Source organism: Tumebacillus lacus (assembly GCF_026410385.1).
GTDB classification, from domain to species: domain Bacteria; phylum Bacillota; class Bacilli; order Tumebacillales; family Tumebacillaceae; genus Tumebacillus; species Tumebacillus lacus.
Genome location: NZ_JAPMLT010000004.1, coordinates 121711 through 145653, shown reverse-complemented (window position 1 = coordinate 145653; position 23943 = coordinate 121711). Strand labels below are relative to the sequence as shown.

Below are 23943 nucleotides of genomic sequence, written 5' to 3'. Positions count from 1 at the left end.
CCTTAGTTCCATCCAAAGGAAGGAGAGGGCCCAGAAAATAGAAAAACACCGGAGTATCCTCGCGGTGTTTGTAGTCATTCTGAACACCCCGCACCTTAGCCTTCGTTGAAAGATAGCTCAACACGCACGAGTCGGCACCTCGTCCGTGACAGTTCCGCCCCTGTTCGGAAACGGACCCAGCCTGCGCACCCGTCAGCTGTGCACAAACTTCGGCGGTGCCCCCTTTCCCTCGCGATCCACGGTGTCTGCGCACCTCCCGCAAGCTACTCTTGAGCAACCGCAACCTCTACCTCACCATTTTGTCGATGAGGGTATTGCTTTAGTCTATTAAATTAGTACAACGTGTTACAGTATACAAACCGATTCGCAAACACGTCAATGGTAAATCCAGACAAAAAAAGAGTCAGGCAGACGCCCGACTCTTTTCCTTCCATCTAAAAAATTACTTTGCGTACACCGCGTTCGACAGCAGACGATACAGATACTCGGTGTGATCGCGGAAACCGGCTTCGAGGCCGATCAGCGTGACGTTTTGGTCCTGCTCCTGCACGATCACCGCCTTCCCGGCCGCAGCGGTATTGTTGCGCCAGTGGCCGGAGAGGAAGAAGTCCGGGGTGTTCGCATAGGTCGCGACCACGTCGGTGCCCGCCGTGTTGGTAAACCATGCCGGACGGTAGACAAAGCCGATGTCGGTCGACTTGTACCCGAGCGTCAGCGGCGACGCGCTGTAGTTCACCGAGACGATGCCGTTCGAGTTGGAGCTGCCCGCGTTGACGGTGATGTCGGTCAGCCCGAGTTGCTTGGCAGCCGTCGCCGAGCCGGTGCCGATCGCTACATAGTGGCCGCCCTCGTTGACAAAGTCGGTCACATTCGCCTTGAACGAGTCAAACTGCGCCTGCGACTGCAGCCCGAACTCTTGGTTCGCCGCGCTGTTCGTCCACGCGATCAGACGCTCCGAACCGTTGTAGAGGAACGCATCGTAGCCCTGCAGACCGTTCGTCGCCACCTGCACCGGCGTCACTTCCGTCACATCAAATCCGAGACGCTTCAACGCCAGATGCGTGCCCGCGTGCGCCTGCCCTTTGTTGTAGCCGCCGTCCTTGAGGATCGCGACTTTCTGCTTGGTCATCGCCGTCGCATCGGACGGAACGGCGGTCGTCTGCAGCGAGAGACCGGACGCTTTCACCAGCTCTTTGAGCGTGTGCCCCGACTGCGCCGCTACATAAAAATCGCCCGCAGCGTCGCGCTTGACTTCCACCCCTTTTGCCAGCAGGTCGTTGGCGAGACGCACCGCTTTCACGGAGGAGTTCGGGATCTTGTACGGCCCTTTGCCGATCAGTTCCCCCGTGCTCGCGACCGCGTTGACCTTTTGCGTCTGCACGGTCACATCGCTCTGCGTCGCCACCGCCGCAAAGCCCCACAGTTGCGGCAGGCTCCACGAGGAGATGTCGTACATCGCCGGCGTGTCGTTTGAAATGTCCTCGCCTTCCCACAGCAGCGTGTTGGCAAGGCCCGCTTTTGCCTGATCCATCGGCACCACGTACGTGCCGGCCGGGTAGGTCGTACCGTCGACGGTGAACGCCTTTTGCGCTTGTTCCACCGCGATGTCGTTGGTCAGCAGATGAGCGACCGCCTTTTCGGTCACCGTCGGGTCCTCGCCATCGACCGGCAGAATGTACGAAGTCGGGAAATGTCCGTCCTCATGGTACGGGTGGTCAAACTGAATGCCCCGACGGAACATCTCGATCTGATCTTTGATCATCTCCGCCTTGTTCTCCGCCGTATGCTTCAGCGCGCCCATCGTCGCGTCATAGTGCCACTGCACACCGTCCCAATCGTTGGTCGGCGCTTCCAGCGTGTACCCGTACGTGCCGTGGTACATCGCGTACATCGGCGTAAAGATCGGCGGATAGTCGTCCCAGCCCGCCGAGTCATCGCGCTGCGGGATGTAGGTGCCGGTCATGTTTTCATACCACGGGCCTTTGTACTGCGCCTGTTGCGACACGATCTCGCCTTCCATCGCCTCCGCCTGCGCCGTCATCCATTTGCTGAACAGGTCGTACTCGTAGTTCGGGTTGTGCGGCGGCGTGCACGGCTCGATCAGGCCCGGACGCCCCGGACCCGCATAGTTCTTCACATAGCCGTGCAGATCGAGCATCACCATCGGGTTCCATTCGGTGATCAGCCCGACCGTCTGCCGGGTCTCCGGCTGCGACTGCGTGATAAAATCGCGGTTCAGGTCGATGCCGGAAGAGTTGAAGCGAGTCGCGTTGACGCGCCCGTCCGGATTGGCAAGGTTGAAGATCAAGATCGTGTTGTCCAAAATGGTCTGCGTCTGTTCATCATTGTCCAACGCAAATCGCTTGATCAACTTCAACGCCGCGTCCGACCCGACAAACTCCGTGCCGTGAATCGAAGCGTTGACCAGCACCGGCACTTTAAAATCGGGATGCTTGGCGATAAAATCTTCCGCTTTCTCCGAAGATTTGAACATTTGTTTGCGCAGGCCTTGGTAGTAGCCAAACTTGCCGCCGTCAGACGGATTGGATATCGTGACCGTATACAGGTCGCGACCGGCCGCCGACTGCCCCGTCACTTCCACCTTCACGCGGTTGCTCTGTTTGACAATCGCTTGCAGTTCATTCATAAATTGCGAATATCGCACAAAATCATAGTTCTCCGTATTAAAAAGAGAGCCGTTCGACTCGTTCGTTTCGTAGGCATTGACATTCGTCCACGCTTGACCCGAAGGCGCCTCTGCCAATACGGCGTACGGCAGGCCCGCCATCAAGCTCAAGCTGAGCAGACCGGAAATCACTTGTTTTTTCATATCTTCTCAGTTCCCCCTCTTATATCAAACACATTTTTTTTCGTCGGAGTGTATTTTTATGCAACGATATGTACTATATCACAGATTAAATTGACGGACAAGACATTATAATGAAAGTATTTCACAAAATAGTACTCACCTGTACACGAGGGCATCCTACGGGTAAAGTGTCTGTTGGAGAGAGGAGAGATTCCATGAATCACCAGAGCTTATACAGAGAGAAACTCACTGCAGCAGACGCCGCCGTTCGCCTGATCGAGCCGGGCGATGACATCATCGTGCCCCTGTCTGCAGGCGAGCCCCCGGCGCTGATCGACGCGCTGCCGGGACATGACGGGCTGCGCGGCAACCGCCTGTTCCAGATGCTGTCCCTGCGTCCGGCCATCGAAGTGCCGCCGGAGCGGCTGCGCTTGGTCTCGTTGTTCCTCGGCGCAGGAGATCGGCCCGGCTTTCACGCCGGCCTGCTGGACCTGTTGCCCAACCATTTTTCAGACCTGCCCCGCTTGTTGACCGAGTTTACAAACAACCGCGTGATCATGGCCACCGTGTCGCCGATGGACGATGAGGGCTACTTCTCGCTCGGCACCAACTGCGACTACACCGCCGGGCTGGTCCCGTCGGCCAAACGCGTGCTGCTTGAAGTGAACGAACAGATGCCGCGCACGTTCGGTCAGCACCGCATCCATATCTCGCAGGTCGACGCCCTCATCGAAAACAACGTCCCGCTCCCGGAACTGGGAGACCCGATGATCACCGAGAACGACATCAAGATCGGCCGCTTCATCGCCGACATCATCCGCGACGGCGACACGCTGCAGATCGGCTTTGGAGCGATCCCCAACGCCGTGATGGATTTTCTGGGCCAGCACAAAAATCTCGGCGTCTACACCGAGATGCTGCCCGATAAAGTGGTCGACCTGTTCGAAGCAGGCGTGATCACCAACCAGAACAAGCCGGCGCACCTCTACCCGGGCCAGATGACCACCACCTTTGCCCTCGGCAGCCGCCGCTTATACGACTTCATGCATGAAAACAAAAACTTGCTCATGCTCCCCGTCGACCAAACAAACGACGTGCGCAACATCGCCGCCATCGACCAGATCGTCTCGATCAACGCCACCGTCGAAGTCGATTTCCTCGGCCAATGCAATTCCGAGACGGTGGGTGGCCGCTACTACTCGTCGAGCGGCGGTCAGTCCGACTTTGCCAAAGGGGTGCGGATGGCCAAGGAAGGGCGCGGCATCATCTGCCTGCACTCCACTGCCAAGCAAGGCACCGTCTCCAAGATCGTCCCCACCTTGCCCGCAGGCGCCGCCGTCACCACCTCGAAAAACGACGTCGACATGATCGTCACCGAGTGGGGCGTCGCCCAATTGAAAGGCAAACCGATCCGCGAACGCACCCGCGCTTTGATCGGGATCGCCCATCCCGCCTTCCGCGACGAACTGGAATTTGCGGCGAAAAAAATGGGTTACTTCATCTAATAAGGCAAAAAAAATGAAAAGACCGTGAGCCAAAAGGCCCACGGTTTTTTTTTTTTGAATTCCAAATATTTTTCATGTCTGATCAACAGGGAACTTGTCAGGGTATGTCGAAACACATAGATATACGTAAGGGACTGTTCTTTTATGGAGGTAGAATGATGGAAAAATCCAGTGTGATTGGTATCGTCCTTGGCCTCGTGGCTGTAGGCGTTGGCATGGTCTTGAAAGGCGCAAGCTTGGTCGCGCTGTTCAACCCGGCAGCTCTGATGATCATCTTTGCCGGCACGGCCGCTGCCATCTTCATCGCCTTCCCCATGGATGAGCTGAAAAAACTCCCGGCCTTGTTCAAGATCATCTTCAAGGAAACGCAGCTGATCGACAAGCGCGATCTGATCCGCCAACTCAGCGAATGGGCGTTGACCGCCCGTCGTGAAGGCCTGCTCACCTTGGAAGAAAAAGTGGTGGAGATCGACGATCCGTTCCTGAAAAAAGGCATGCAGATGATCGTCGACGGCGGGGAAGCCACCTACGTGCAGCAAGTCCTCGATGAAGAGATCGCCGCGATGGAAGATCGTCACCGCGCAGGTGCGTTGATCTTCTCGCAGGCCGGCACCTATGCGCCGACTCTCGGGGTTCTCGGTGCGGTTATCGGTCTGGTCGCCGCGCTCGGCAACTTGAAAGACATCGACGCGCTCGGCCACTCCATCGCCGCCGCGTTTATCGCGACCCTGTTCGGTATCTTCTCCGGGTACGTGCTCTGGCACCCCTTTGCAAACAAACTCAAACGCAAATCGCAGCAAGAAGTCGAACTCAAACGCATCATGATGGAAGGCATCCTCTCCATCCAGGCCGGCTTCCTGCCGAACGCGATCGAAGAGAAACTTTTGGTCTACCTCCCGATGAACCAGCGCAACCTCAAGCCGGAAGAAGCGGCGGAGGACAACGACAATGGCTAAGAAGCGCCATCATCACGAGGAGCATATCGACGAGACCTGGCTGATCCCGTATGCGGATCTGCTCACCTTGTTGCTCGCCTTGTTCATCGTTTTGTTCGCCTCTTCGACGGTCGATGCCAAGAAATTTGAGATGCTCTCTCAGTCGCTCAGTAACGCATTCAACGGCGGCACCGGCGTGTTGCAACAGCCGAGCCCGACGCCGACTCCGGTGCCGCGCTCCTCTGATAACTCGCCGTCCGACCCGTCTCAGACTGTCACGCCGCAACCGACGAAGGAACAGCAGGAAAAAGCCCAGCAAGAGCAGGAAGAACAAGAAGAACTGGAAAAACTCAAGAAAAACATGGACCAGTACATCCTCCAAAACGGACTCGAAGACCAATTCGAGACCCAACTGCTGCCCGAGGGGCTCAAGATCGTCATCCGCGATCTCGCCTTCTTCCAATCGGGCAGTGCCGACATCCGCCCGGAAGCGCGCAATCTCGGCGTGGCGATGTCGCACCTGCTCAGCGCCTATCCGCGCAAGGTGATCGTCTCCGGTCACACCGACAACGTGCCGATCTCTTCCGGTCAGTACTCGTCGAACTGGGACTTGAGCACCGAGCGTGCGGTCAATTTCCTGCACGTCCTGCTGTCAAACGGCAATCTCAACCCCGCCAACTTCAGCGCCACCGGCTATGGCGAGTTCCAACCGGTCGCACCGAACGACACGGTGGAGCATCGCGGCCAGAACCGCCGCATCGAGGTCTTTATTCAGAAAAAGACGTTCTGATAAAAAACACCCGCATCGACCCGGAGACTCCGGCGATGCGGGTGTTTTTTTATTTGCCGGGACTGATGTTGCCAATCCCTGCATCGGGCGTGGCCTGCCGCCTGTACGCCGCCCACAGGGAGAGGAACAACACAGCTCCCAGCAACCAGACAACGCCGGAAAAATAGAACGTCGCCTCGACGGTGAAATAGTCGACACACGCGCCGTTCGCCAGCGGACCGAGGATCATCCCGAGCGAGTTGGCCGTGCCGAGAAAGCCCATCGTGCTGCCCATGCCGATGGAGCGGCCCAGCACTGCCGACAGCGCGGCCGACGCGGACAGCGTCAACGCCGTTCCGACGCCGACCAGCAGCATCATTCCGGCGATCGCCCACACACCCTGTGCCAGCGGGAACAGGAGCAATGCGGCCGCCGTAAAAAAGGCCGCGCCGGTGATCAACTTCGACCGGTCGACCCGGTCGGCGAGCCTCCCGAACGGCACCTGCATCACGCCAATCGCCACGTAGTTCAGGGCGATCAGAAAGCCGGTCGCAAACGTCGAGATCCCTCGCTCTTGTGCAAACAGCGGGAAGAAGGAGATGAAATAGATCTCCAGCACCGCCAGCACCACAAAGATCCCGGCGACCGCCAACAGCCCTGGATGGCGAAACAGATCCCACGTCGACAGCGGCCTGCCGCCGTCCCCGCGCGTGCGGCGGTCGCCGACCGGCTCGACCTTGGGCAGGAAAAACACGATGGTGATCGCCACAAACGCGAGCCCCATCAGCGACCAAAACGCCGCCAACACGCCGTATACCTGCGCCACGAGCCCGCCGACCAAAGGGCCGAGTCCGCTGCCGATGTTGAACACCGTGTTGTAGATGCCCATATAGCGGCCTTCCTCGCCGCGCGGGGATACCTGCCCCATATAGGCCATCGCCATCGGCAACATCATCGCCGACGCCACCCCATGCAGGAGGCGCGCTCCGAGCAGTTGGGCAAAATGCTCGGCCGTGATGTAGGTCAGGGCGATAAACGGATAAAACAACAGCGAGATCGTCAGCATCATTTTGGGGCCTTTGCGGTCGCTCAGGCGTCCGACCGGGTTGCCGAGGATCAGCCGAACGAGCGAAAATCCGCTGTAGAGCATCGCCACCCAAAACCCCGTCGCGCCCAGATCCCGGGCCAGCGGAGCCAACAGCGGCGCCACGATGCCAGTGCCGAGCACCAACACAAAAACAGACAAACACAACAGGACGACAGCCCGACTCATGATCGACCCCACTCTTTCATCACACACACTCAACAACTTCGAGAGATGAATTCACCGCCCGCTTGATAAAGCCCTTCTCAGAACAGATCTTCACTGAAGTCCCTTCTCTGAAAGTCTCTTCTTTGAAAGCCCCTTCAAAGACAGCGCTTTCCTCCCTGTCAGCTCTTTGTCTTTATGCTTTTTCTCCGACCGCCAATTCACTTGCATTTCGCAGTTTGATCTCCTGCAGGATCTGGCGGTCGTGCTCCGGCCACCAAGCTCCGCAGTCGTCGCTGACGATGCAGACCGCGCATTTTTCCAGATCGTATACCTTCATGCCCGTGATCGGCGGCGAGTACACATGCACCGTCACCAGCGAGCCGTCCGAGTGATTGCCCATCGCGTGGATCATCTTCTCCCCGGCGTAGACGTGCGTCCCGGTCGCTTCGAGACGCGTCACCTTTTCCACCGGCACGCCGTCCTCGTCGAGATCGTACAGGATATGCGTCGACTCGCCTTCCAGCACCGATACCCAGCCCATCGACGAGCCGTGATCGTGCGGCGCGCAGTCCATGTGGTTGGACCAGTTCATCACCAGCATCTCGACATCATCCGATTTATAGATCATCTTGCGGCCGTACGGATACGGTCCAAAATCGGTGATATACGGGTGCAGATCTTCCATCGTCACATCCAAACGCTCAATCGCCTCACGCAGTTCCTTTGCATTCGGCTTGATCAAGTGACCAAAACTCTCTTCCATTCGGCGGGTGAAATCCATCTTTGTATTACCTCCTAGGTTTCTTCAGATCTTCTGTCTTTCCCTAGTAAGCAAATCGGTTTATGTGTAAATACAAGAACAACTAATATTAATTATGATAATATCATTAGAATGTATTTCGGTCAAACACATTTATAATTAAATACAACAACGCGGTGACGTGCCAAATTCAACCACGTGTATGTGTCCCCGCATTTTTCCGCACTCTATAGGTGATCCAAAGCAAGAGGAGGAACCTGTCATGTCTACCGAATCGCGACTGAACGAAGTGCTCGACAGCGGCCAGACGGTCAACGTCACCTTTTCCAACGAAAAACCGTACGCCGAACCGGACGACCTCGTCCAAACCCAGCGCGGCCGTCTCGTCTCCACCAACTCTCCCGACGTCGTCCAGTTCCAACCGGAACAAGGAGCCCCTGTCCCGGTGCCGAGATCGCGCATCCTGATCATCGAGTCATGATTTGAACATGAAAAAAGGACAACCCGGCGTTCTCCGAGTTGTCCTTTTCACGCTTTTGCTGCTACTTCTGCATCTATGCAACAACACCCCCGGACCAACTGGCCCGAGGGTGCGTAACGATCATGATTTAGTTGCCCATCATATAGCCCATCCAGGAACCCACGGTGCCCACGATCACCACGACGCCGACCACTGCGAAGGTGATCATTGCGTTTTTCGGCTTCATCATGTGTGTTTCACTCCTATCTTTGAATCGAGATCACAGACAATTGATAACCTCCTCATTATACTCCAATTGTTCGACTCCGCATAGTGGTGGGAGCGTTTGAGGAATACTCTTCCTGAAGCGAAAAGGACCGGGAGCATCTGCATGCTCTCGGTCCTTTTCCATGCACATTTAACTGAGCAACGCATAACTCCAGAACCCCACAATGGGAATCAGCCAAAGCAACGGAATGCAGTTGAGCCAATACGCCAGCTTATACTTTTGCTGAGCATAGCAGACCCAACTGGAGATGATGCCCCCGAGCAGCCCCACCGGGTAGATCAAGATCGCAAAAAAGATCGTCAGCGTCGTCGGGTCCTTCTCCGACCCTGGCGCATCGAACATCATCACCGACAACCCCAAAAACACCAACCAAACAAACACAAACATCCCATACAAAATCTGCGAAAATAACAATGTGTAAAATGCCGTCTTGTTTTTCAATTCTTTCCCCCCGCAATAGTCAAAAAAATCGAGCCCATTTTTCCCCAATCTCCTTCCAGCCATCCCATTTTATCAAACATCTCACTCGATTGTACGGCGTTCAGTACAGAGAACGAAAAAAACCCGCCCGATCAAACGAACACTTACAAAAAGTGACATAATCCTTTCTTGTGCTGATTACATTAATTTTGTAAACTAAAAGCAATTCCGAATTTCTCTGCAAACAACTCACGCAGAGGAATCCATTTTTACAGAAAAATGGGGGGAAGAATTCACGATGAAACATTGGAACCGAGCACTTCCGCTGCTGATCGGCGTGTTGTTTGCCACGACGTCGGTCGCTTCAGCCAGCGGCACGCAAGCGGTGCATCCGAGCTTTGCGACCAAACAGACGGTCACTCTCATCGAACTGACCAAAGAAGAAGCTCAGCACTATGAACTGCTTCAAGGCGGGCATGCGGACGCGTCCATCGCAGGCGGCACCGTCGCCTACTCCGGCAAACTGTCGGAAGCCGAAAAGAAAGCGTACAAAACTGACATGCTCAGCATGACCCGCACCGCAACACCGGTGCAGACCGACACTGTCACTCCGCAATGGTGCACCGGTCTCTTCCTGAAAAACGTCTCCTACCTCGGCAACAACTACTACTTCACCAACCAGCGCATCGGCGCTTCCGAAGGCGCTGGTCCGATCACGCTGTCGGTCACCGTATCGAAGAGCGTATCGGCTACGTTCTCGGCAAACGTCGGGGTCAGTGCGGAAGTGGTATCGGCAGGCGTAGGCTACAGCGTGACGGGAACTTATGGCGTCTCTTCCACCGGCACGTGGGCGGTTCCGTCCGGCACCTACGGCCGACTGGAAGCGTACGCGCTGCATGACAAACATTCGTGGGAAGTCTGGGAAGACGACTGCGGGACGCCTACCGACACCTACAAAGGCAACGGAAACTCCTGGAAACCGAACGGTTCTGTCTACTTCAAAAAAGTCACACTCTAAACCGCAATCGGGAGGTACTTCGAGATGACAAGAAGATCAGCAGGTGTAGCATTCATCGGATTTGCGATATGGCTGTTCGGCATCCGCTATGTGGCGGCCGCCATCTATGGGGCCGGGATCTCTGTGGATAACGAATACAGCAAGGAAACATTTGCGAGGTTCTTGTCCTACATCGGAGACCTCCCGCTCACACTCAGCATCGTCTCGCTCGTGATCGGCCTGCTTTATCTGCTCTGGGCAGAACGAGAAGCGAAATAAAACAAAGCCCTCGAATCTCCAAAGGATTCGAGGGCTTTTCTCATGCATCAACCGTACATATAGAACCAGAACACCGTCGCCAAAAGGATGCGATAGATCGCAAACGGAGTCAGTTTCACTTTCTCCAAGATCTTCAAGAACGAGAACACCGCCAGCAACGCCACGACAAACGCTGCCACAAAGCCGGTGGCAAACATCGGCAGGTCGCTCATCGAAAGCAGGTCGCGGCTCTTGAACAGGTCATAGCCGCTGGCAATCACCATGATCGGCACCGCCATCATGAAGGAAAACTCAGCCGCCGCTTTATGAGAGGTGCCGACGATCAGACCGCCGGAGATCGTCGAACCGGAGCGGGAAAATCCAGGCCACAGCGCCATGCACTGGAACAGGCCGATCGACAGTGCCTGCTTGTAGGTCAGGTCGTCGACAGTCGGGGACAGGATGCGGCGTTTTTTCGAGAAGAACTCCGCAAAGATCATCAACAGCGCCCCGAGGACCAGCGAAAAGACGACCCAGTACGCTTCGAACAAGTACTCTTTGATCAGATCGTGAAGCAAAAACGCGACCAACAACGCCGGGAACATGCCGAGCGTGATGTGCAGCAGGTTGAGCCCGGTCGGATTGCGAAACTCTTCCATCGAGATCTTTTTCGGGTTGAACATGCCGATCAGCTTTTTCCAGAACATCACGACGATGGCGAGGATCGAGCCGAGCTGCACGACGATTTCAAACGTTTTGGCTTTGTCACCGGTGAAGCCGATCAACTCCCCGGTCAAGATCATATGCCCGGTCGAGGACACAGGCAAAAATTCGGTCAGACCCTCGACGATGCCAAGGATCAACGCTTGCAAAGTGGGTTCCATATCTTCCTCCGCTGATGTGTTCAGTAGTGTGTTTGCCTCTGTGACCCGGTCTTATCGCTCGACCAGCAAGACGATCAGCGAGGTCAGCGAGAAACAGGTGCCGATCATATAGAGGATCGCGACAGTCTGCCGTTGCGAAAAACCGGCGTCGAGCAGTTTGTGGTGCGAATGGTTGCGGTCCGCTTTATGCGGCGGTTGGCCTTTGAGCATCCGCTCGATCACCACGCGCACCCCGTCGAGGATCGGCACGCCCAAGGCGAGCACCGGGACAAAAATGGAGACGGCCGTCACCGATTTGAACGCCCCGATCACCGAGATCGCCGCCAGCAAAAAGCCGCACAGCGTCGACCCGGCATCGCCCATGATGATCCGCGCCGGGTAGAAGTTGTGCCGCAGGAAGCCAAGCGCCGCGCCGGCCAGCGCGATGGCAAAGATCGCCGACGGCACCTGTCCTTGGAACAGCGCGACCAACGCCAGCGTCATCGCCGAGATCGCGGCGATGCCCCCGGCGAGTCCGTCGATGCCGTCGAGGAAGTTAAACACGTTGATCACGCCGACGATCCACAGGATCGTGACGATGTACGACAGCGTCTGCGGCAGCGCGACGTAGTGCGGCTCCGGGAACGGCATCGTAAAGCCCTGCACCGCGCCCCCGTACGCGATCACCGCCCACGCGGCGAGGATGTGAATCACAAAGCGGGGCGCGGCCGGGAAGTCCTTGCCCCGCGTCTTGAACCAGTCGTCGACCAAACCGATGGCAAAGAGCAGCGCGGCCCCGATCACAAGGCCCGTGTACGCCTGTGCCCCCTCTGCCCAGCGCTCCTGCACCAGCAGAGTCGCCAGCAAAAAGCCGCCGAAGATCGCCGCTCCTCCGAGCAAAGGCAGCGGTTCTTTATGCACTTTGCGCGGATTGGGCAGATCGACAAATTTGTATTGAAAAGCAAGTTTGCGAAGTGGCGGCACGAGCAGCCACGCAGTGAAAAAGGCGATCACGCCGACAATGAGCTCGATCACAACAAAATATCCTCCTCTTATCCATCCCCGTACCTCTTGTCAGTCGCATAAACACCGGGCTTGGTTACATCTCTCTCGACATTTTATCACGAGTTTCAACAAAAAAGCCCCCATCTTTGCAAGACGGGGACTTTTTTCCTAGTCTGTTTTAACGAACGGAGATCGAAACGACGCTGCTCTGTCGCACGACGACCACAGTCCGGGAGCTCGTGCGGACAAAGACGAACTGTCGGCTCACAACGACGACCCGCCCGCTAATGCTCCGGCCACGGCGCGTGCGAAACCGCACCCGATTGCCACGCAACGAGGAAAACGTGGTTCTGTCAAACATCAGGACTTGCACCTCCCTGCTCGGTGTTCCTTCTGCATCCTATGCTCGTCCGGAGCATTCGGGAAAGGCAGACGTGCAGGGAAAGTGCGGAGATTTGCCGGTATGCGCGTACTACGCGTGCAGTTCGAGCGAGCCGTCCCAGTCGGACGGTGCGCCCCGCTGCGAGTATTCATCGCAGACGTAGAAATACAGGCGCGCCGCTTCGTCCCGCTGATTTTCCTTCAGGAGCTGCACAAACGCAAACCGCGCATCACGGAACCGCGATTGCTGGTACATCCGCACCGCGTTTTCAAAGTCGTCCTTGGTCTTGTGCTTGAGACGGCGCAGTTCCGGGTCGTCCGTCTCATAGAGGTCGCACAGTTCCATCGGCTCGTCCATGCCGGGCAGCTTGATCCGGCCGAGGTCGCGCATGGCGAGGTCTGGCAGAGGCTCCACGCTGTTCAGCACCGCCTTCGGGATCAAGACCGACGAGCCAAGCTGCGTCGTCACCCGATCCAGCATGCCGCTGACATGCACGTCCTCGGAGATCGCCGTCCCTTCATAGCGGTAGTCATCGCCGATGATCCCGAGCATCAGATCGCCCGTCTGCAACCCGATGGAGATATCGACCGGCAACCGCCCTGCCCCCGCGCGGGTCTCGTTGTACGCGGCGATCTCGCGCCGCATCGCCACAGCCGCCGTCAAAGCCGACAAGGGGCTGTCCGGGAAGAGGGCGACGATCTGATGACCTTGATACGTATTGATCAGGCCGCCGTTCTCATGGAGCACATTGCTGACCCGCGCGATAAACGCGTTGATAAAGTCAAAGTTGTCATTCGGCGCATCTTTCATCGACTTGGACAGCTCGCTGAAGTTGCGGATGCGCATCGTCAGGATCGACATCGTCTTTCGCACTTGATCGCCGAGATCGATCTCGGTGATCTCCTCTTTGCCCAGATAGTCAAGATACTGTTTTGGCACAAATCGATAGGCTGCTTTGCGAAGGCGTTCGTTCTTCTCGATCTCATCCCGGATGTTCTGCGCCATCACGTTAAACTGCGTGCCGAACAGTCCCACTTCATCGCGGGTCGTCACCTCGACCTCGCAGATCTCTTTCTCCGCCGCCATCTCTTTGACTTTCAGCGAGAGACGGCGCAGCGGCGTCAGATTCCACATCGTGAAGGCGAGGAACAGCACGAGCACCACGCCTGTGAAGGCGGCGATCACGGTGAGGATCTTCCCGCGCATCTCCGCCAATCGCGCTTCAAAGCCGCGCAGATGGATGCCCGTCTCATAGATTCCGACCACCTGCTGTTTTTGCGAGTCGAACACAGGTCCCAACACAAACATCCACGACCCGTTCTCATCCTCCGAGACGCAGGACGCATACTGCCCGTCCTCCAGCACAAAGGAGTAGTCGTCTTTCAACTCCTGCCACTGCCCCTTCGCATCCCGATACTCGCAGACCGACTCTTGAAACACGTCGCTCGACAGCGGCTCGAACATGCGCAGGTCGTTGGCATCCTCCAGTACTTGGTAGACAACCCCGTCACGGCGCAAATAGGCAACCGAGTAAAATTTCCCAAAATCATCCTGGAACGTCAGCCGCTCTTTCAGCCGGTTGTACGGCTCTTCGCGGAAGTCTTTCGGCGATTGGATCTGAGCCAGCGTCTCGCCGTCGACCAGATTTTGCCCCATGTGCGCCATGTGGTAGAGTCCGCGGGCCGTCTCATGATACATGTCCTCTTGGAAATCAAGATACATCACCCCGGCCAGAAGCGACATTGCCACCACGATGGCCGGTCCGATGTAGAGCAGTTGCTTGGCGACGATGGAGCGCGGCACGAGATCGACGTATACGATCTTCGTCATCCAGCCCCAGATCGCGAGGAAGAGCAAACAGCCGATCCAGAACAGCACCTGATACACGTGCGTCTTGGTCGAGTGCCGGAGCGGCTCCAGCTCCCCTTCGATCAACGAGGTGATCCGGTCTTCGAGACCGAAGACCAGCGTCCCGTTGCTGTCGATCTCCATCGTCAGCAGTTTGCCGTCCTTCGGCGTATAGACGGTCTCCACCGCTTCCGGCCGCTCCAGCGGCAGTCGTTTGACCACCGCTCCGTAGTGATCGAGGAAATAGAGATTGTGGAGCACGTCAAAGTGGATCGAGTACGGATTGAGGAACGTGTCCCCTTCCTTGTTTCCTTGCAGCGGGTAGAGCAATTTGCCGTCAAGGGTATAGATCTCGCCTTTTTTCGTGGAATAAACGATCTCGCTCGGATCGGTGCCGATCACCTCGTCGAGGTAGGCACCTTCAGGCAAGGTCTTTTTCAACACTTCAATCGGCGTACCGCCACCGTCCAGCGCGGTCTTGTACAGAGTCAGCTCCCAGTGCCGGATCGTAAACCAGTAGAGAAAACCGTCCTTGATCTGCAAATTTTTCACACCGCCGTTGCGCAGGGACGCGTTCAGCTTGACATCGTACGGCACCGTGATCGTCTTCCAGAACGGGTCGATCTCCCCGTCTTTTGTATAGCGGACGATCTGATCCTCCCGGTTGCTCAGACCGTTGATGTCCATCATCGATTTGTGGACATAGAGGCGGTCGTGCGGATCGACGGCGAGGTCGGTGTAGTTGACCAAGATCCGCTCGTGATACAGGTCCTCCGGGTGCAGCACATATTCCAGTGTGCCAAAGTCATTGCGTTTGGTGATCGTCTGGCGGGAGTCGTCGATCACGTAGATCGAGTCATCCCGCCCGGTCTCGATGCGGTACGGATTGGTGTACAACACCTCATCGTCAAATTTTAGTTTCGTAGCGGCCAGATCGCTCAGGCTCGGGTCGATCTTGTTCTCGATCTGAAACTTCAACGGCACATACTCGCGGGTCGCCCATCCGATCCCGGCCAGCACGGCGAGCAGCACCAGCGCGAGCAACAACTGGAGCAGCGGTCGGCGGACTCCGGCAGTTTCTTTTACAAATCGCTCTGCTTTCACGGCAATATCCCCTCGATCTCCACCGTCTGCGTGCTGCCGTCCCAGTTCACGTCAAGTCCCAGTCCCTCGATCACAAACCGCAGCGGCACGAGAGTGCGCTGTTCGACGAGCTTCGGCGGCACGTCGATCTGCAAGGCTTGACCGTTCGCAAAAGCCTGCGGATCATCGATGGCGCAGAAGACCAGCCGGTTTTCGCGTGAGACGGTGACGCTCCGGTCGGCATCGCTCCAGACCACCACCGAGCCGAACGACTCGGCGACCGAGCGGATGTGCACCAGCGTGCGGCCGTCGATGATCACCGGCGGCATCGTCAGTTTGACGTCGATTTCCTCGGAAATAACGCTCTCCACAGGCAGGACGGCGGCGTTTGGGTGGTTGGCTTCGATCTGTTTTTTCAACTGTTCCAGTGCCGCCAGTTCGGCAGCGGAGTATTTCTGTTTTTCCAGCGCTTGGATTGCGACGGTCAGGTCTTTTCTTGCGGCTTCCAGCGCAGCGCTTTTGCCTGCCGCTGACAGCCGGGCTTCGACAGCCTGCTTCTCTGCAAATAAGGCTTTTTTCTCCGCCTGACGCAAGTCTTGGGAGACGCTGTCCAGCACCTCCTGCAAGACGGCCGGATCGACCCCTTTTGGCGGAGACGCGATCTGAGCTGCCAGTGTGGCTTGCGTCTCCTTCAGGTCGGCGATCTGGTCGGTCTGCCCCGATTCCAGCAAGTCCAGCCTGACCTGTGCCTTCACCAGCGGCACCTGCAATGCATCGGCGAGGGCCGCGTCTTGGCTCGCGACGGCCGCATCGAGTGCCGCTTGCGCAGTCGCCACTTCGGCGGAGAGCGCTTCGATTTGCGCCGCTTGCGTGGCGGCAAGCAGGTCTTCCGCCTTTGCCCCGTTGTCGACCAGTTTGGCGAGCAGCGGATCGGCGAGGGCCATCTCTTTTTTGTCCGCAGCCGTCTTGAACGCTTCCATCAATTGCTCGGATTCCGTTTGCAGGTACGATTTCATCTCTTCCGGGGTGAGCAGGTCGGCCAGTTTCGCATCGATGTTGATCAGCACGGCCAGTTGCACCAGTGCCGCGTCGGTCGCGCCTGCCTCTTCCCCAGCGATCTCGGCCGCTGCCACGACGGCAGCCAGTTGGCGACCCGCTTCCTGCAAGAGATCGTCTTTGCCGAGGGACTGGTCAAGGTCGGCGAGCTGCTTTTCCAGATCGGCGACCTTGGCCGCATCTCCCGCCGCTCGCGCCGCTTGCAGTTGTTCCTCCAGCATCGCTTTGGCCGCCGCCTGCGCCTCCGCTTGGGAAGCGGGCAGAGCGGCGACCCGACCGGCGTCGTTGCCGATCTTGGCAAGCTGCTTTTTCGCCGCTTTCGGGTCGGCGGCGAGCAGGGCGGTGAGAAAGTCGATCTCCGTCTTTTTGTCGTTGATCTTCAGCGTGATCTCAATCGACTCGTCGACTTTGTTGTCTGCGAGCAGTTCGTCGTTTTCTTCTTCGAGATCGGCCACGTCTTTTGTCAGACGGTCGATGTCTTTTTTGACGTCGGCCACAGACCGCAGATTTTTCGGATTCCCTTCCCGGTCGATCTCCACCGTCAGTTTCAGCCGGTCGATGTCCGCGTCGGGCACGACTTTGCAGGCTTGTGACGTGATGCCGGTCATGTCTCCCGCGTTCTCGATGTCGCACCATGCGCCGTCGGCAAACTCCGATTTGTAATACATCCCTTGGCTCGACGTCGTCATGCTCGCCTCCGCCGCCGGTGCGTTGGTCGCGTCGAGCCCGTCTTTGTGGATCAGGAACGTGCCGATGATCAGATGTCCCGGCTCGATCTGTTGCGCGGGCGGACGGTCGGCCTGCGCCTGTTGCCACGGCGACAGGGCGAGCAGGAGCGCGCCGCCGAGCAGCCCGATCACGAAGAGGCGTTTTCTTTTTTCGAGGGCTTGTTTCACGGTGTCGCACCTTCTTTCTGAGCGGGCAGGAGCAGCCCTTCTCCCATGCCTTCCAACTCCGCCTCCGCCAGCTTAGTCGAACCGTTCAGCAGGATCACCTTCAACTGTTGCAGATCGGCAAAGACGAGGTTCAAGTGGATCACCTTTTCTTTTACCGGCGCGGCTGCCCCGATCGATTTGCCGTCCTTGGTGACCAGTTGGAAATGCGTGACCCCCGGCACCGCATCCGGCTCCACGGAAAACTCGCTGCTCAGCGATTCAGCGCGCTCTTTGAGCTTCCATTTGCCGAGCGGCTTGACGGCAGCGGCGGCAGGCGGCTTCATCGGGCCGAGGCCGCTGTCCACGTTGTAGGGCGGGGGGATCTCACCCGGTCGGTACCGCTGCGAGATCGCGCCGCCGGAGAAGGCGTCGAGCTGCGAGAGCATCGACTGGTAGGCGACAAACGAGGAGAGCACCGTCTGCTCTTTTTTGATGTACGCTTCCCGCACTTTGAGCAGCTCCTCCTCTGTGATCTTGCCAAATTTGACTTTGCTCTCCGCCGCACGCAGTTGCTCCCGAGCGACGTCGCGCGCTTTCAGCGTCTGAATATACGCTTCCTCCGTCTGCTTGGCGTCGAGGTAGGACTTTTTGATTTTGTTGATCACGTTCTTGCGCGTGTCCGCCTCTTTGAGCTTGGCTTTGTCGAGGTCCATCATCGAGACGGGCAGCGAGTAGCGGATGTCTTCAAAAAATCTCAGACCGTCATACTCCCCTTGCAGCCAGGGCTTTGGGATCGGCAGGATGATGATCCAGGGAGCCGGGAAGAAGAAAAACCACTCCCATTTCTCCTTCACGTTTTGCAGCATCGCTTCATAGTCGCGCATGAACGCCGGATAGTCGGTCGAGCCGTCCGGTTTCGTGTACATGCCCGCCACCATCCGGGCTGTGCCCCAGCCGAATTTGCGCTGAAAGATCTGGTGGGTGGCGTTGACTTTGCCTTGGGCGAGCTTGCGGTCCTCGACCGCTTTGTAGAGATCGAGGTCGGTCTGCTCGGCGCGGTCGAGCAGCAGGAACAGCACGCCCTGATCGAGCGGTGCCCATTTTTTCCGGATGTCAAAGCGATAGTCCGCTTCCAGGTCGAGCCCGGTCTTGCCGCCGAGGTCGAGCCGCGAGCCTTTAAAGGCCAGTTCAGCCATCTTGACCTCCGAGTCGGCTTTTTCCATCGCTTCCTCCGCCGCTTTCACCTGATCGTCGGTGGCGAGGCCAAAGCGGTTTTTCGCGCGCACGTCGTCCCTCATCTTGCGCGTATCGGCCTGCATGCGCACGGCGTTGTCATACGCGACTTCGGCGAGGTACGCGTTCATGTACATCTTTTCGATGTCGAGGCGCACGCTCAACGTTTTCAACTTGATCTCCCGCTCCGTGCGGGAGAGCGCAGAGCAGGCCGTCGGGACTTTCATCTGGACGTCGATGTTTTTGGCAAGCGAATTGGGCTTGGCCCGCTTGACCTTTTGGGCCTGCTGGAGCTCGATTTTTTTCTGGTCGAGCGTCGCGGCGAGGTCCTGCAGGTCGGGGGAGTTTTTTTGTCCGATATCAAGGGCGCTCTGCATGTTAAGCAGCGGCCCGTTCGCTGCGTGGGCAACCGGGAGAGCGGCAGCCTGTACAGCCACGGACACGGCGAGGCAGATTGATAGTATTCGAGTGTATTTAACTGTCAAAAATTGTACGCCTCCCCATAAAAAATCGTTAATACCAGAATACTATAAGTTGAGCATTTTGGCTGGTAGATTTGCAGGATTTATAGTACTCTGAGAGGGACATTTATATCGGAAACGAGGGTGGGGAAATCATGGGGATATTGGTCTGCGGCGGTGCGATGATCTCGTGCAGTTTTGGCACGGCGCCCAGTACATTGACGGTGCTTCCGGCCAATCGGGTGATGACGAGCATGCCGATTGCGAATATCATGGACAACAAACCGATGGCCAACATCATGCCGTTTGCGATGTGCCAGTCGCCGGCCAATCCGCAGGTGGCAGCCGCGACCGCAGCCGCCATGGGCGTGCTGACGCCGATGCCCTGCGTACCGATGACGACCGCTCCGTGGGCACCGGGCTCGCCGACGGTGCTCGTGGCAAATTTTCCCGCGTTGAACAACTCTTCGAAACTGCTCTGCAACTGGGCGGGCGTGATCCAGATCACCAACCCTGGGCAGCAGACGATCCAGGTGCCGTAGGATGATCAACCAAACCGACCTGCAAAAAACGCAGCAGGCAGCCTTGCAAAACGCCAAAAAGGCGCAAAAAGCCTTGCTGCCCGCCCTGTTGGAAAAAGCAAAAGCCCGTCTGTCCACCCTCTCCCTCACCCCGGACTCCCCGACCCGCGAGGATTACCTCCAGATCGGGAAGCGGTTTGTTTTGAAACGATTGCTCTGGCTGATCGGCATCCTCTCGGTGACGCTGATCACCGCCCTGCTGTTTTTGCTGGTGATCACGCCGCCTGCGCCGATTGAGCAGTTTTTCGGACGGTACAGCGACTTTTACTCGCAAGGCACCAAAGCGCAGAGCTTCACCGGCAAGGTTCAGCTCTTCAACGAAAACGGCACGATGGTCTACCAAGGCGGTCTCGCCGAGGGCAAATACAGCGGCAAAGGCAAACTGTACGACCCGCTCGGCTCGATCCTCTACGAAGGCGAATTTGTCGACGGCCTCTACACCGGCAAGGGCAAACTGTACGGCGCGTCGGGCGAGTTGCTCTATGACGGCGACTTTGCCAAAGGCCAGATGACCGGCACCGGTTCGCGCTACGACGGGCAGATCACGCCGATCTACACGGGCGAGTTTACGGACGGCGTGTTCAATGGAAAAGGTACGCTCTTCTACTCGAACGGTGCGACGCGCTATGAAGGCGAGTTTAAAAACGGCGCGTACGGCGGTGCGGGGACGGAGTATTATCTCAGCAAAAAAGTCCGCTACAGTGGCGGCTTTTTGGACGGGCAGTATGACGGAGCCGGGAAGCTGCTCAACGCGAACGGCACGCTGATCTACGAGGGCCTGTTCACCGCGGGCGCGTACAACGGCAAAGGGATGCTGTACGACAACGGCGTGCCGCTCTACGACGGGCTGTTCGTCAACGGGCAGTACTCCGGCGAAGGCAAAGAACTGCACCCGAACGGGCAGGTCAAATACGCCGGTCTGTTTGCAGCCGGAGCGTACAACGGCGCAGGCGAGTTGAAAAACAAAGACGGCAAACCGGTCTACGTCGGCCACTTCGTCAACGGTCGCTATCACGGCGAAGGGGAGAAATACGACGCGACCGGCTCCCGCATCGTCTACAAAGGCACGTTCAAAGACGGCCGGGAAGACGGTCGCGGCACGCTGCTGGATGAAAAAGCGTCGGTGATCTACAACGGCTATTTCAAACAGGGCTACGTCTACTACCAAGGCTTTTTCGGCCTCTCCGCGAAAAAGCTGGAAGAGCTGATCGGCAAACCGAGCGATATCAAAACGGCGGGCACGCCGGAAGCGCCGAAGTTGGAACTGATCTACCAAGACCTGCAGGCGACGTTCTATCTGGAACTGTCGGCCGCCAATGAGAAAGACTCGCTGGTCTGCGCCATCGAGATCTGGGGGAGCAAGCCGCTTCAGCAGATCGGCGCGCTGGTGGAGAGTCCTCAAAAAGACAAGGAAGCACCGGAGATCAAGTTGGTCGGGGCAAACGGCAGCATGCTGACGTATCGGGACAGCACGTCCCAGATCGTGTATCAGCCGGGCCGATCGGCGACGATCACGCCGGTGCAGTAGATGAGAGCTGAAAATGGACGAAGAAAAAAGCCAAGACATCTGTCTTGGCTTTTTTATATGGGAGGGCTGAGAGGGTAGCCTTATCTCTTTTTATGCTGCGCGGCCTCGATGGGTGCCTCCAAGGAGGCGGCTTTGCGGCCGAGATCGTCCGCTTCCCGTTCGAGGCTCGGGTCGTCGTTGATCGGCAGGCCGTTCGCCTGCGCCGTCGCAGTCACGCGACCTTCGCGCTGCTGGACGACGTGGGCGAGCTCGTGCCCGAGCAACTCCTGCCCGGAGCGGGAGTTCGGGTCAAACTTGCCCTGGGCAAAGTGGATGTCGCTGCCCTGCGCATAGGCGATGGCGCCCACGTCAGTCGCCTGACTGCCCTCGTGGATGTTCACGTCGGAGAAATCGGTCTGGAAGGCCGACTCCATCTTTGCCTGCACCTCCTCCGGCATCTTGCCTTTGCGCTGCACCGGCGGCGCGGAGGTGTCGGCTTTCAATTGCAGTTCTTCTTCCTCCGGCATTGCCATGCGTTGAATCGCCGGGTCTGCCTTCATCTGCAGTTCTTCTTCCTCCGGCAATCCCATCCTCTGAATCGCCGGGTCAGCTTTCATTTGCAGTTCCTCTTCCTCCGGCATTTCCATCCTCTGAATCGCCGGGTCAGACTTCATCTGCAAGTCTTCTTCCTCCGGCATTGCCATGCGTTGAATCGCCGGGTCTGCCTTCCGTTGCATCTGTTTGATCCATTGACCCGCGGCTTTGTTGCCGAGAGCCTGTTGGAGTTGCAGGACGTGGCGTTGCACCGGCGGGAGCGGGGCTTTGTCCGGGCTGGCCGCCTGTTGTTGACTGACCGAAGGTGCGGGCGTTGCGCTGCGCAGTTTGTCGGTGCGCTGTTTCACGGGCTTCTCCTCCTACGATTCCGGTGTCACGGAATCCGTCTCGGCGATCTGTTTGTACGCGGTCTGCAACTGTGCAGCCCGCACCTCTCCATCCACCGTCTGATACGCCCACCACCGCAGGCGGATCGAGGTGCGGTCGGTGTGCTGGTTCAGCCGCAGCCCGACGCGGAACGTCCCCTTCTTCGGATACACGACCGCCCCCAGCGTCACATCCGGCGTGTCCGGGTCAAACTCGCTCTCCCGAAACACATCGGCCTCACCGCAGAACAGCCGGTCCCCTCGGTCGAGCATGTCGGCGACCGCGTTCTCGCTCGACTCCTCCACCCCGAGTTCGATCCGCACCGGACCCAGACCCAGCCCATGCTCGATCTCCGTCGAGTAGCTGTGCGACGACAGCCGCGCAAACGGATTGAGCCCGTGCCTGACTGGCGGTGTCAGCGGCAGGTCGACCGTGCCGGTCGTCACCTTCAGCCGCTCCTCCACCTTGGCCGGAGCCGGGACACCGAGCGCCATGTGCAACTGCTGCGTGCGGCGGTCAAACGAAGCCTCCAAACTCGGCTCCTCCCCCGCCTTCAGCCACGCGGCCTTTGCATGCACACCAAACGATGCCCCTTCCGTCACGCCGCCGACCCCGTTGCTACCGATCTTGCGCAACAGCGAACTGTTGCAGATATATTCGCCAAACGGAGCGGGCACGACCTCCTCGATGGTGTAGTTCACGTCGTCGACGCGCGTCAGCCGCACTTTCGCCAGATAGATGCAGTTTTTCGTGTGATCCATCGGCCGCATCACCTGATCAAATTTGCGCTCATAAAACGCCCGCTCGATCCGCGCCTCCACCGCGCCTTCGACCAGCTCGAACGCATGGCGAATGTCGTGATGCGGGATCTCGATGCGGCGGTCGCCGTACGTCAGCACCGCCGTGCCCGCCGGGATCAGCACCTGCCCGTTGATGCCCGGCTTGAGACCGGCTTTGAGCGTGTAACTGCCCGATTCAAATGTATCAAAGACCACCTTGCCCTGCGCGTTGCCCGGCAGATAGCACTCCTCGCCGTTCACTTCAAACAGCAGGGTGACATCCGGCGTCTTCACCGTCTTTTCCACGACGACGCGCCCTTCGAACGTCGTCCCGACCTGCACATAGCGGGGCACGATATGCAACACGCGCACCTGCTCGTCCTCATGCAGCACCGAGTAGGAGTGCGTCAGATTGAGATCGTCAAAATCATCCGGGTTTGGCGCCTGCTCCTTCACCTCGATGGCGTACTCCTCCAGCACGCGGCTGAATTTCATCTCCTTGTCATCGACGATGGCGGAATGCGTGACCGGGTTGACCCCTTCCTTGCCTTTTTCCACGTAGGAGAGCGTGACGTACACATCCTGCTCATAGTTGTTGTTGGAAAATCCCTTGATCGTGGAAAGCTGGAGTTTGCGGGGAGCCGGCACGACGATCTCCCGTCCGTAGCGGTCGATGGCGACCCCGGCTTCGACGGTGATCTGCTTGTCGTCGACGCGCACCACCTGCAGTCCCGTGACGATCCCGGAGCCAAACAGGAGCCGGTTCAGGAGACGCCGCTTGTCGTTCACATACTGCTGCTCCGATTCGAAGTCACGCACCGTCAGCAGCTTGCCGTAAAAATAACTGTTGCGCTCAAACGGGTATTTGATCGGATTGTTCATATCGCTTCTACTC

20 protein-coding genes and 1 riboswitch are annotated in these 23943 nt (G+C 57.8%); of the genes, 8 read left to right on the top strand and 12 right to left on the bottom strand.

What is annotated here, in order from left to right:
- Nucleotides 1-105 precede the first annotated feature (105 nt).
- Nucleotides 106-297: riboswitch (Lysine riboswitch) on the bottom strand.
- A gap of 145 nt (nt 298-442) precedes the next feature.
- Nucleotides 443-2830: a M14 family zinc carboxypeptidase gene (locus tag OS242_RS10020; RefSeq protein ID WP_267151547.1), complete on the bottom strand. Its 2388-nt coding sequence runs from the start codon at nt 2828-2830 to the stop codon at nt 443-445.
- A gap of 194 nt (nt 2831-3024) precedes the next feature.
- Between OS242_RS10020 and OS242_RS10015 the strand changes: the two genes are divergently transcribed.
- The 3 genes from OS242_RS10015 to motB all read left to right on the top strand — a co-directional run bounded on the left by OS242_RS10015 (nt 3025) and on the right by motB (nt 6039).
- On the top strand, nt 3025-4314 hold the full coding sequence (locus tag OS242_RS10015; protein ID WP_267151546.1) for an acetyl-CoA hydrolase/transferase family protein: 1290 nt from the start codon (nt 3025-3027) through the stop codon (nt 4312-4314).
- A gap of 158 nt (nt 4315-4472) precedes the next feature.
- Entirely contained in the window at nt 4473-5270 is a 798-nt protein-coding gene (gene motA, locus OS242_RS10010) for a flagellar motor stator protein MotA (protein ID WP_267151545.1), read from the top strand.
- Entirely contained in the window at nt 5263-6039 is a 777-nt protein-coding gene (gene motB, locus OS242_RS10005; RefSeq protein ID WP_267151544.1) for a flagellar motor protein MotB, read from the top strand. The genes motA and motB overlap by 8 nt, the downstream gene beginning before the upstream one ends.
- A 49-nt stretch (nt 6040-6088) precedes the next feature.
- Here the strand turns inward: motB and OS242_RS10000 are convergent, their stop codons facing one another.
- Together OS242_RS10000 and OS242_RS09995 are read right to left on the bottom strand one after the other, a co-directional pair.
- The gene (locus tag OS242_RS10000) at nt 6089-7291 is read right to left on the bottom strand and encodes an MFS transporter (RefSeq protein ID WP_267151543.1); all 1203 of its coding nucleotides are present in this window, start codon (nt 7289-7291) and stop codon (nt 6089-6091) included.
- Nucleotides 7292-7463: 172 nt separating this feature from the next.
- Nucleotides 7464-8051 carry a cysteine dioxygenase gene (locus tag OS242_RS09995; RefSeq protein WP_267151542.1) on the bottom strand — a complete coding sequence of 196 codons (588 nt, stop codon included), beginning with the start codon at nt 8049-8051 and terminating at the stop codon, nt 7464-7466.
- Between the two features lie 241 nt (nt 8052-8292).
- Between OS242_RS09995 and OS242_RS09990 the strand changes: the two genes are divergently transcribed.
- Nucleotides 8293-8511 (top strand): hypothetical protein, encoded by a 219-nt coding sequence (locus OS242_RS09990; RefSeq protein ID WP_267151541.1) that lies wholly within the window; start codon nt 8293-8295, stop codon nt 8509-8511.
- A 397-nt stretch (nt 8512-8908) separates the two neighbouring features.
- Here OS242_RS09990 and OS242_RS09985 read toward each other — a convergent pair whose 3' ends face one another.
- Complete coding sequence (locus OS242_RS09985) at nt 8909-9220, bottom strand: hypothetical protein (RefSeq protein WP_267151540.1); 312 nt, start codon at nt 9218-9220, stop codon at nt 8909-8911.
- A gap of 277 nt (nt 9221-9497) precedes the next feature.
- Between OS242_RS09985 and OS242_RS09980 the strand changes: the two genes are divergently transcribed.
- Nucleotides 9498-10217, top strand: a complete 720-nt coding sequence (locus tag OS242_RS09980; protein WP_267151539.1) for a hypothetical protein — start codon at nt 9498-9500, stop codon at nt 10215-10217.
- A gap of 24 nt (nt 10218-10241) precedes the next feature.
- On the top strand, nt 10242-10475 hold the full coding sequence (locus tag OS242_RS09975) for a hypothetical protein (protein WP_267151538.1): 234 nt from the start codon (nt 10242-10244) through the stop codon (nt 10473-10475).
- A 47-nt stretch (nt 10476-10522) separates the two neighbouring features.
- On the opposite strand, the gene bacA is transcribed toward OS242_RS09975, so the two are convergent.
- The 6 genes from bacA to OS242_RS09945 form a co-directional block, all read right to left on the bottom strand.
- On the bottom strand, nt 10523-11338 hold the full coding sequence (bacA, locus tag OS242_RS09970) for an undecaprenyl-diphosphate phosphatase (protein ID WP_267151537.1): 816 nt from the start codon (nt 11336-11338) through the stop codon (nt 10523-10525).
- A gap of 51 nt (nt 11339-11389) precedes the next feature.
- Complete coding sequence (locus OS242_RS09965) at nt 11390-12352, bottom strand: MraY family glycosyltransferase (protein ID WP_267151536.1); 963 nt, start codon at nt 12350-12352, stop codon at nt 11390-11392.
- A gap of 148 nt (nt 12353-12500) precedes the next feature.
- Nucleotides 12501-12683: a hypothetical protein gene (locus OS242_RS09960; RefSeq protein WP_267151535.1), complete on the bottom strand. Its 183-nt coding sequence runs from the start codon at nt 12681-12683 to the stop codon at nt 12501-12503.
- 111 nt (nt 12684-12794) lie between these two features.
- Nucleotides 12795-15656 carry an adenylate/guanylate cyclase domain-containing protein gene (locus OS242_RS09955; RefSeq protein ID WP_267151534.1) on the bottom strand — a complete coding sequence of 954 codons (2862 nt, stop codon included), beginning with the start codon at nt 15654-15656 and terminating at the stop codon, nt 12795-12797.
- The gene (locus OS242_RS09950) at nt 15653-17587 is read right to left on the bottom strand and encodes a copper amine oxidase N-terminal domain-containing protein (protein ID WP_267151533.1); all 1935 of its coding nucleotides are present in this window, start codon (nt 17585-17587) and stop codon (nt 15653-15655) included. The genes OS242_RS09955 and OS242_RS09950 overlap by 4 nt, the downstream gene beginning before the upstream one ends.
- Nucleotides 17584-19284 carry a TolC family protein gene (locus OS242_RS09945; protein WP_267151532.1) on the bottom strand — a complete coding sequence of 567 codons (1701 nt, stop codon included), beginning with the start codon at nt 19282-19284 and terminating at the stop codon, nt 17584-17586. The genes OS242_RS09950 and OS242_RS09945 overlap by 4 nt, the downstream gene beginning before the upstream one ends.
- A 131-nt stretch (nt 19285-19415) precedes the next feature.
- Here OS242_RS09945 and OS242_RS09940 point away from each other — a divergent pair, with 131 nt between their 5' ends.
- Both OS242_RS09940 and OS242_RS09935 read left to right on the top strand, forming a co-directional pair.
- The gene (locus tag OS242_RS09940) at nt 19416-19802 is read left to right on the top strand and encodes a DUF4280 domain-containing protein (RefSeq protein ID WP_267151531.1); all 387 of its coding nucleotides are present in this window, start codon (nt 19416-19418) and stop codon (nt 19800-19802) included.
- A 1-nt stretch (nt 19803) separates the two neighbouring features.
- On the top strand, nt 19804-21369 hold the full coding sequence (locus OS242_RS09935; protein WP_267151530.1) for an MORN repeat-containing protein: 1566 nt from the start codon (nt 19804-19806) through the stop codon (nt 21367-21369).
- Between the two features lie 80 nt (nt 21370-21449).
- Here the strand turns inward: OS242_RS09935 and OS242_RS09930 are convergent, their stop codons facing one another.
- A complete protein-coding gene (locus OS242_RS09930; protein ID WP_267151529.1) occupies nt 21450-22250 on the bottom strand; it encodes an eCIS core domain-containing protein in 801 nt (266 codons plus the stop codon).
- A gap of 12 nt (nt 22251-22262) precedes the next feature.
- Nucleotides 22263-23930 carry a hypothetical protein gene (locus OS242_RS09925; RefSeq protein ID WP_267151528.1) on the bottom strand — a complete coding sequence of 556 codons (1668 nt, stop codon included), beginning with the start codon at nt 23928-23930 and terminating at the stop codon, nt 22263-22265.
- Nucleotides 23931-23943 lie beyond the last annotated feature (13 nt).

Excerpts from the sequence above, each read along its gene's own strand:
- OS242_RS09990 (WP_267151541.1), top strand. The coding sequence starts at position 8,293 with ATGTCTACCGAATCGCGACTGAACGAAGTGCTCGACAGCGGCCAGACG.
- OS242_RS09960 (WP_267151535.1), bottom strand. The coding sequence starts at position 12,683 with ATGTTTGACAGAACCACGTTTTCCTCGTTGCGTGGCAATCGGGTGCGG.
- OS242_RS10015 (WP_267151546.1), top strand. The coding sequence starts at position 3,025 with ATGAATCACCAGAGCTTATACAGAGAGAAACTCACTGCAGCAGACGCC.
- OS242_RS09995 (WP_267151542.1), bottom strand. The coding sequence starts at position 8,051 with ATGGATTTCACCCGCCGAATGGAAGAGAGTTTTGGTCACTTGATCAAG.
- motA (WP_267151545.1), top strand. The coding sequence starts at position 4,473 with ATGGAAAAATCCAGTGTGATTGGTATCGTCCTTGGCCTCGTGGCTGTA.
- OS242_RS09940 (WP_267151531.1), top strand. The coding sequence starts at position 19,416 with ATGGGGATATTGGTCTGCGGCGGTGCGATGATCTCGTGCAGTTTTGGC.
- OS242_RS09980 (WP_267151539.1), top strand. The coding sequence starts at position 9,498 with ATGAAACATTGGAACCGAGCACTTCCGCTGCTGATCGGCGTGTTGTTT.
- OS242_RS09975 (WP_267151538.1), top strand. The coding sequence starts at position 10,242 with ATGACAAGAAGATCAGCAGGTGTAGCATTCATCGGATTTGCGATATGG.
- OS242_RS10020 (WP_267151547.1), bottom strand. The coding sequence starts at position 2,830 with ATGAAAAAACAAGTGATTTCCGGTCTGCTCAGCTTGAGCTTGATGGCG.
- OS242_RS09925 (WP_267151528.1), bottom strand. The coding sequence starts at position 23,930 with ATGAACAATCCGATCAAATACCCGTTTGAGCGCAACAGTTATTTTTAC.
- OS242_RS09935 (WP_267151530.1), top strand. The coding sequence starts at position 19,804 with ATGATCAACCAAACCGACCTGCAAAAAACGCAGCAGGCAGCCTTGCAA.
- bacA (WP_267151537.1), bottom strand. The coding sequence starts at position 11,338 with ATGGAACCCACTTTGCAAGCGTTGATCCTTGGCATCGTCGAGGGTCTG.
- motB (WP_267151544.1), top strand. The coding sequence starts at position 5,263 with ATGGCTAAGAAGCGCCATCATCACGAGGAGCATATCGACGAGACCTGG.
- OS242_RS10000 (WP_267151543.1), bottom strand. The coding sequence starts at position 7,291 with ATGAGTCGGGCTGTCGTCCTGTTGTGTTTGTCTGTTTTTGTGTTGGTG.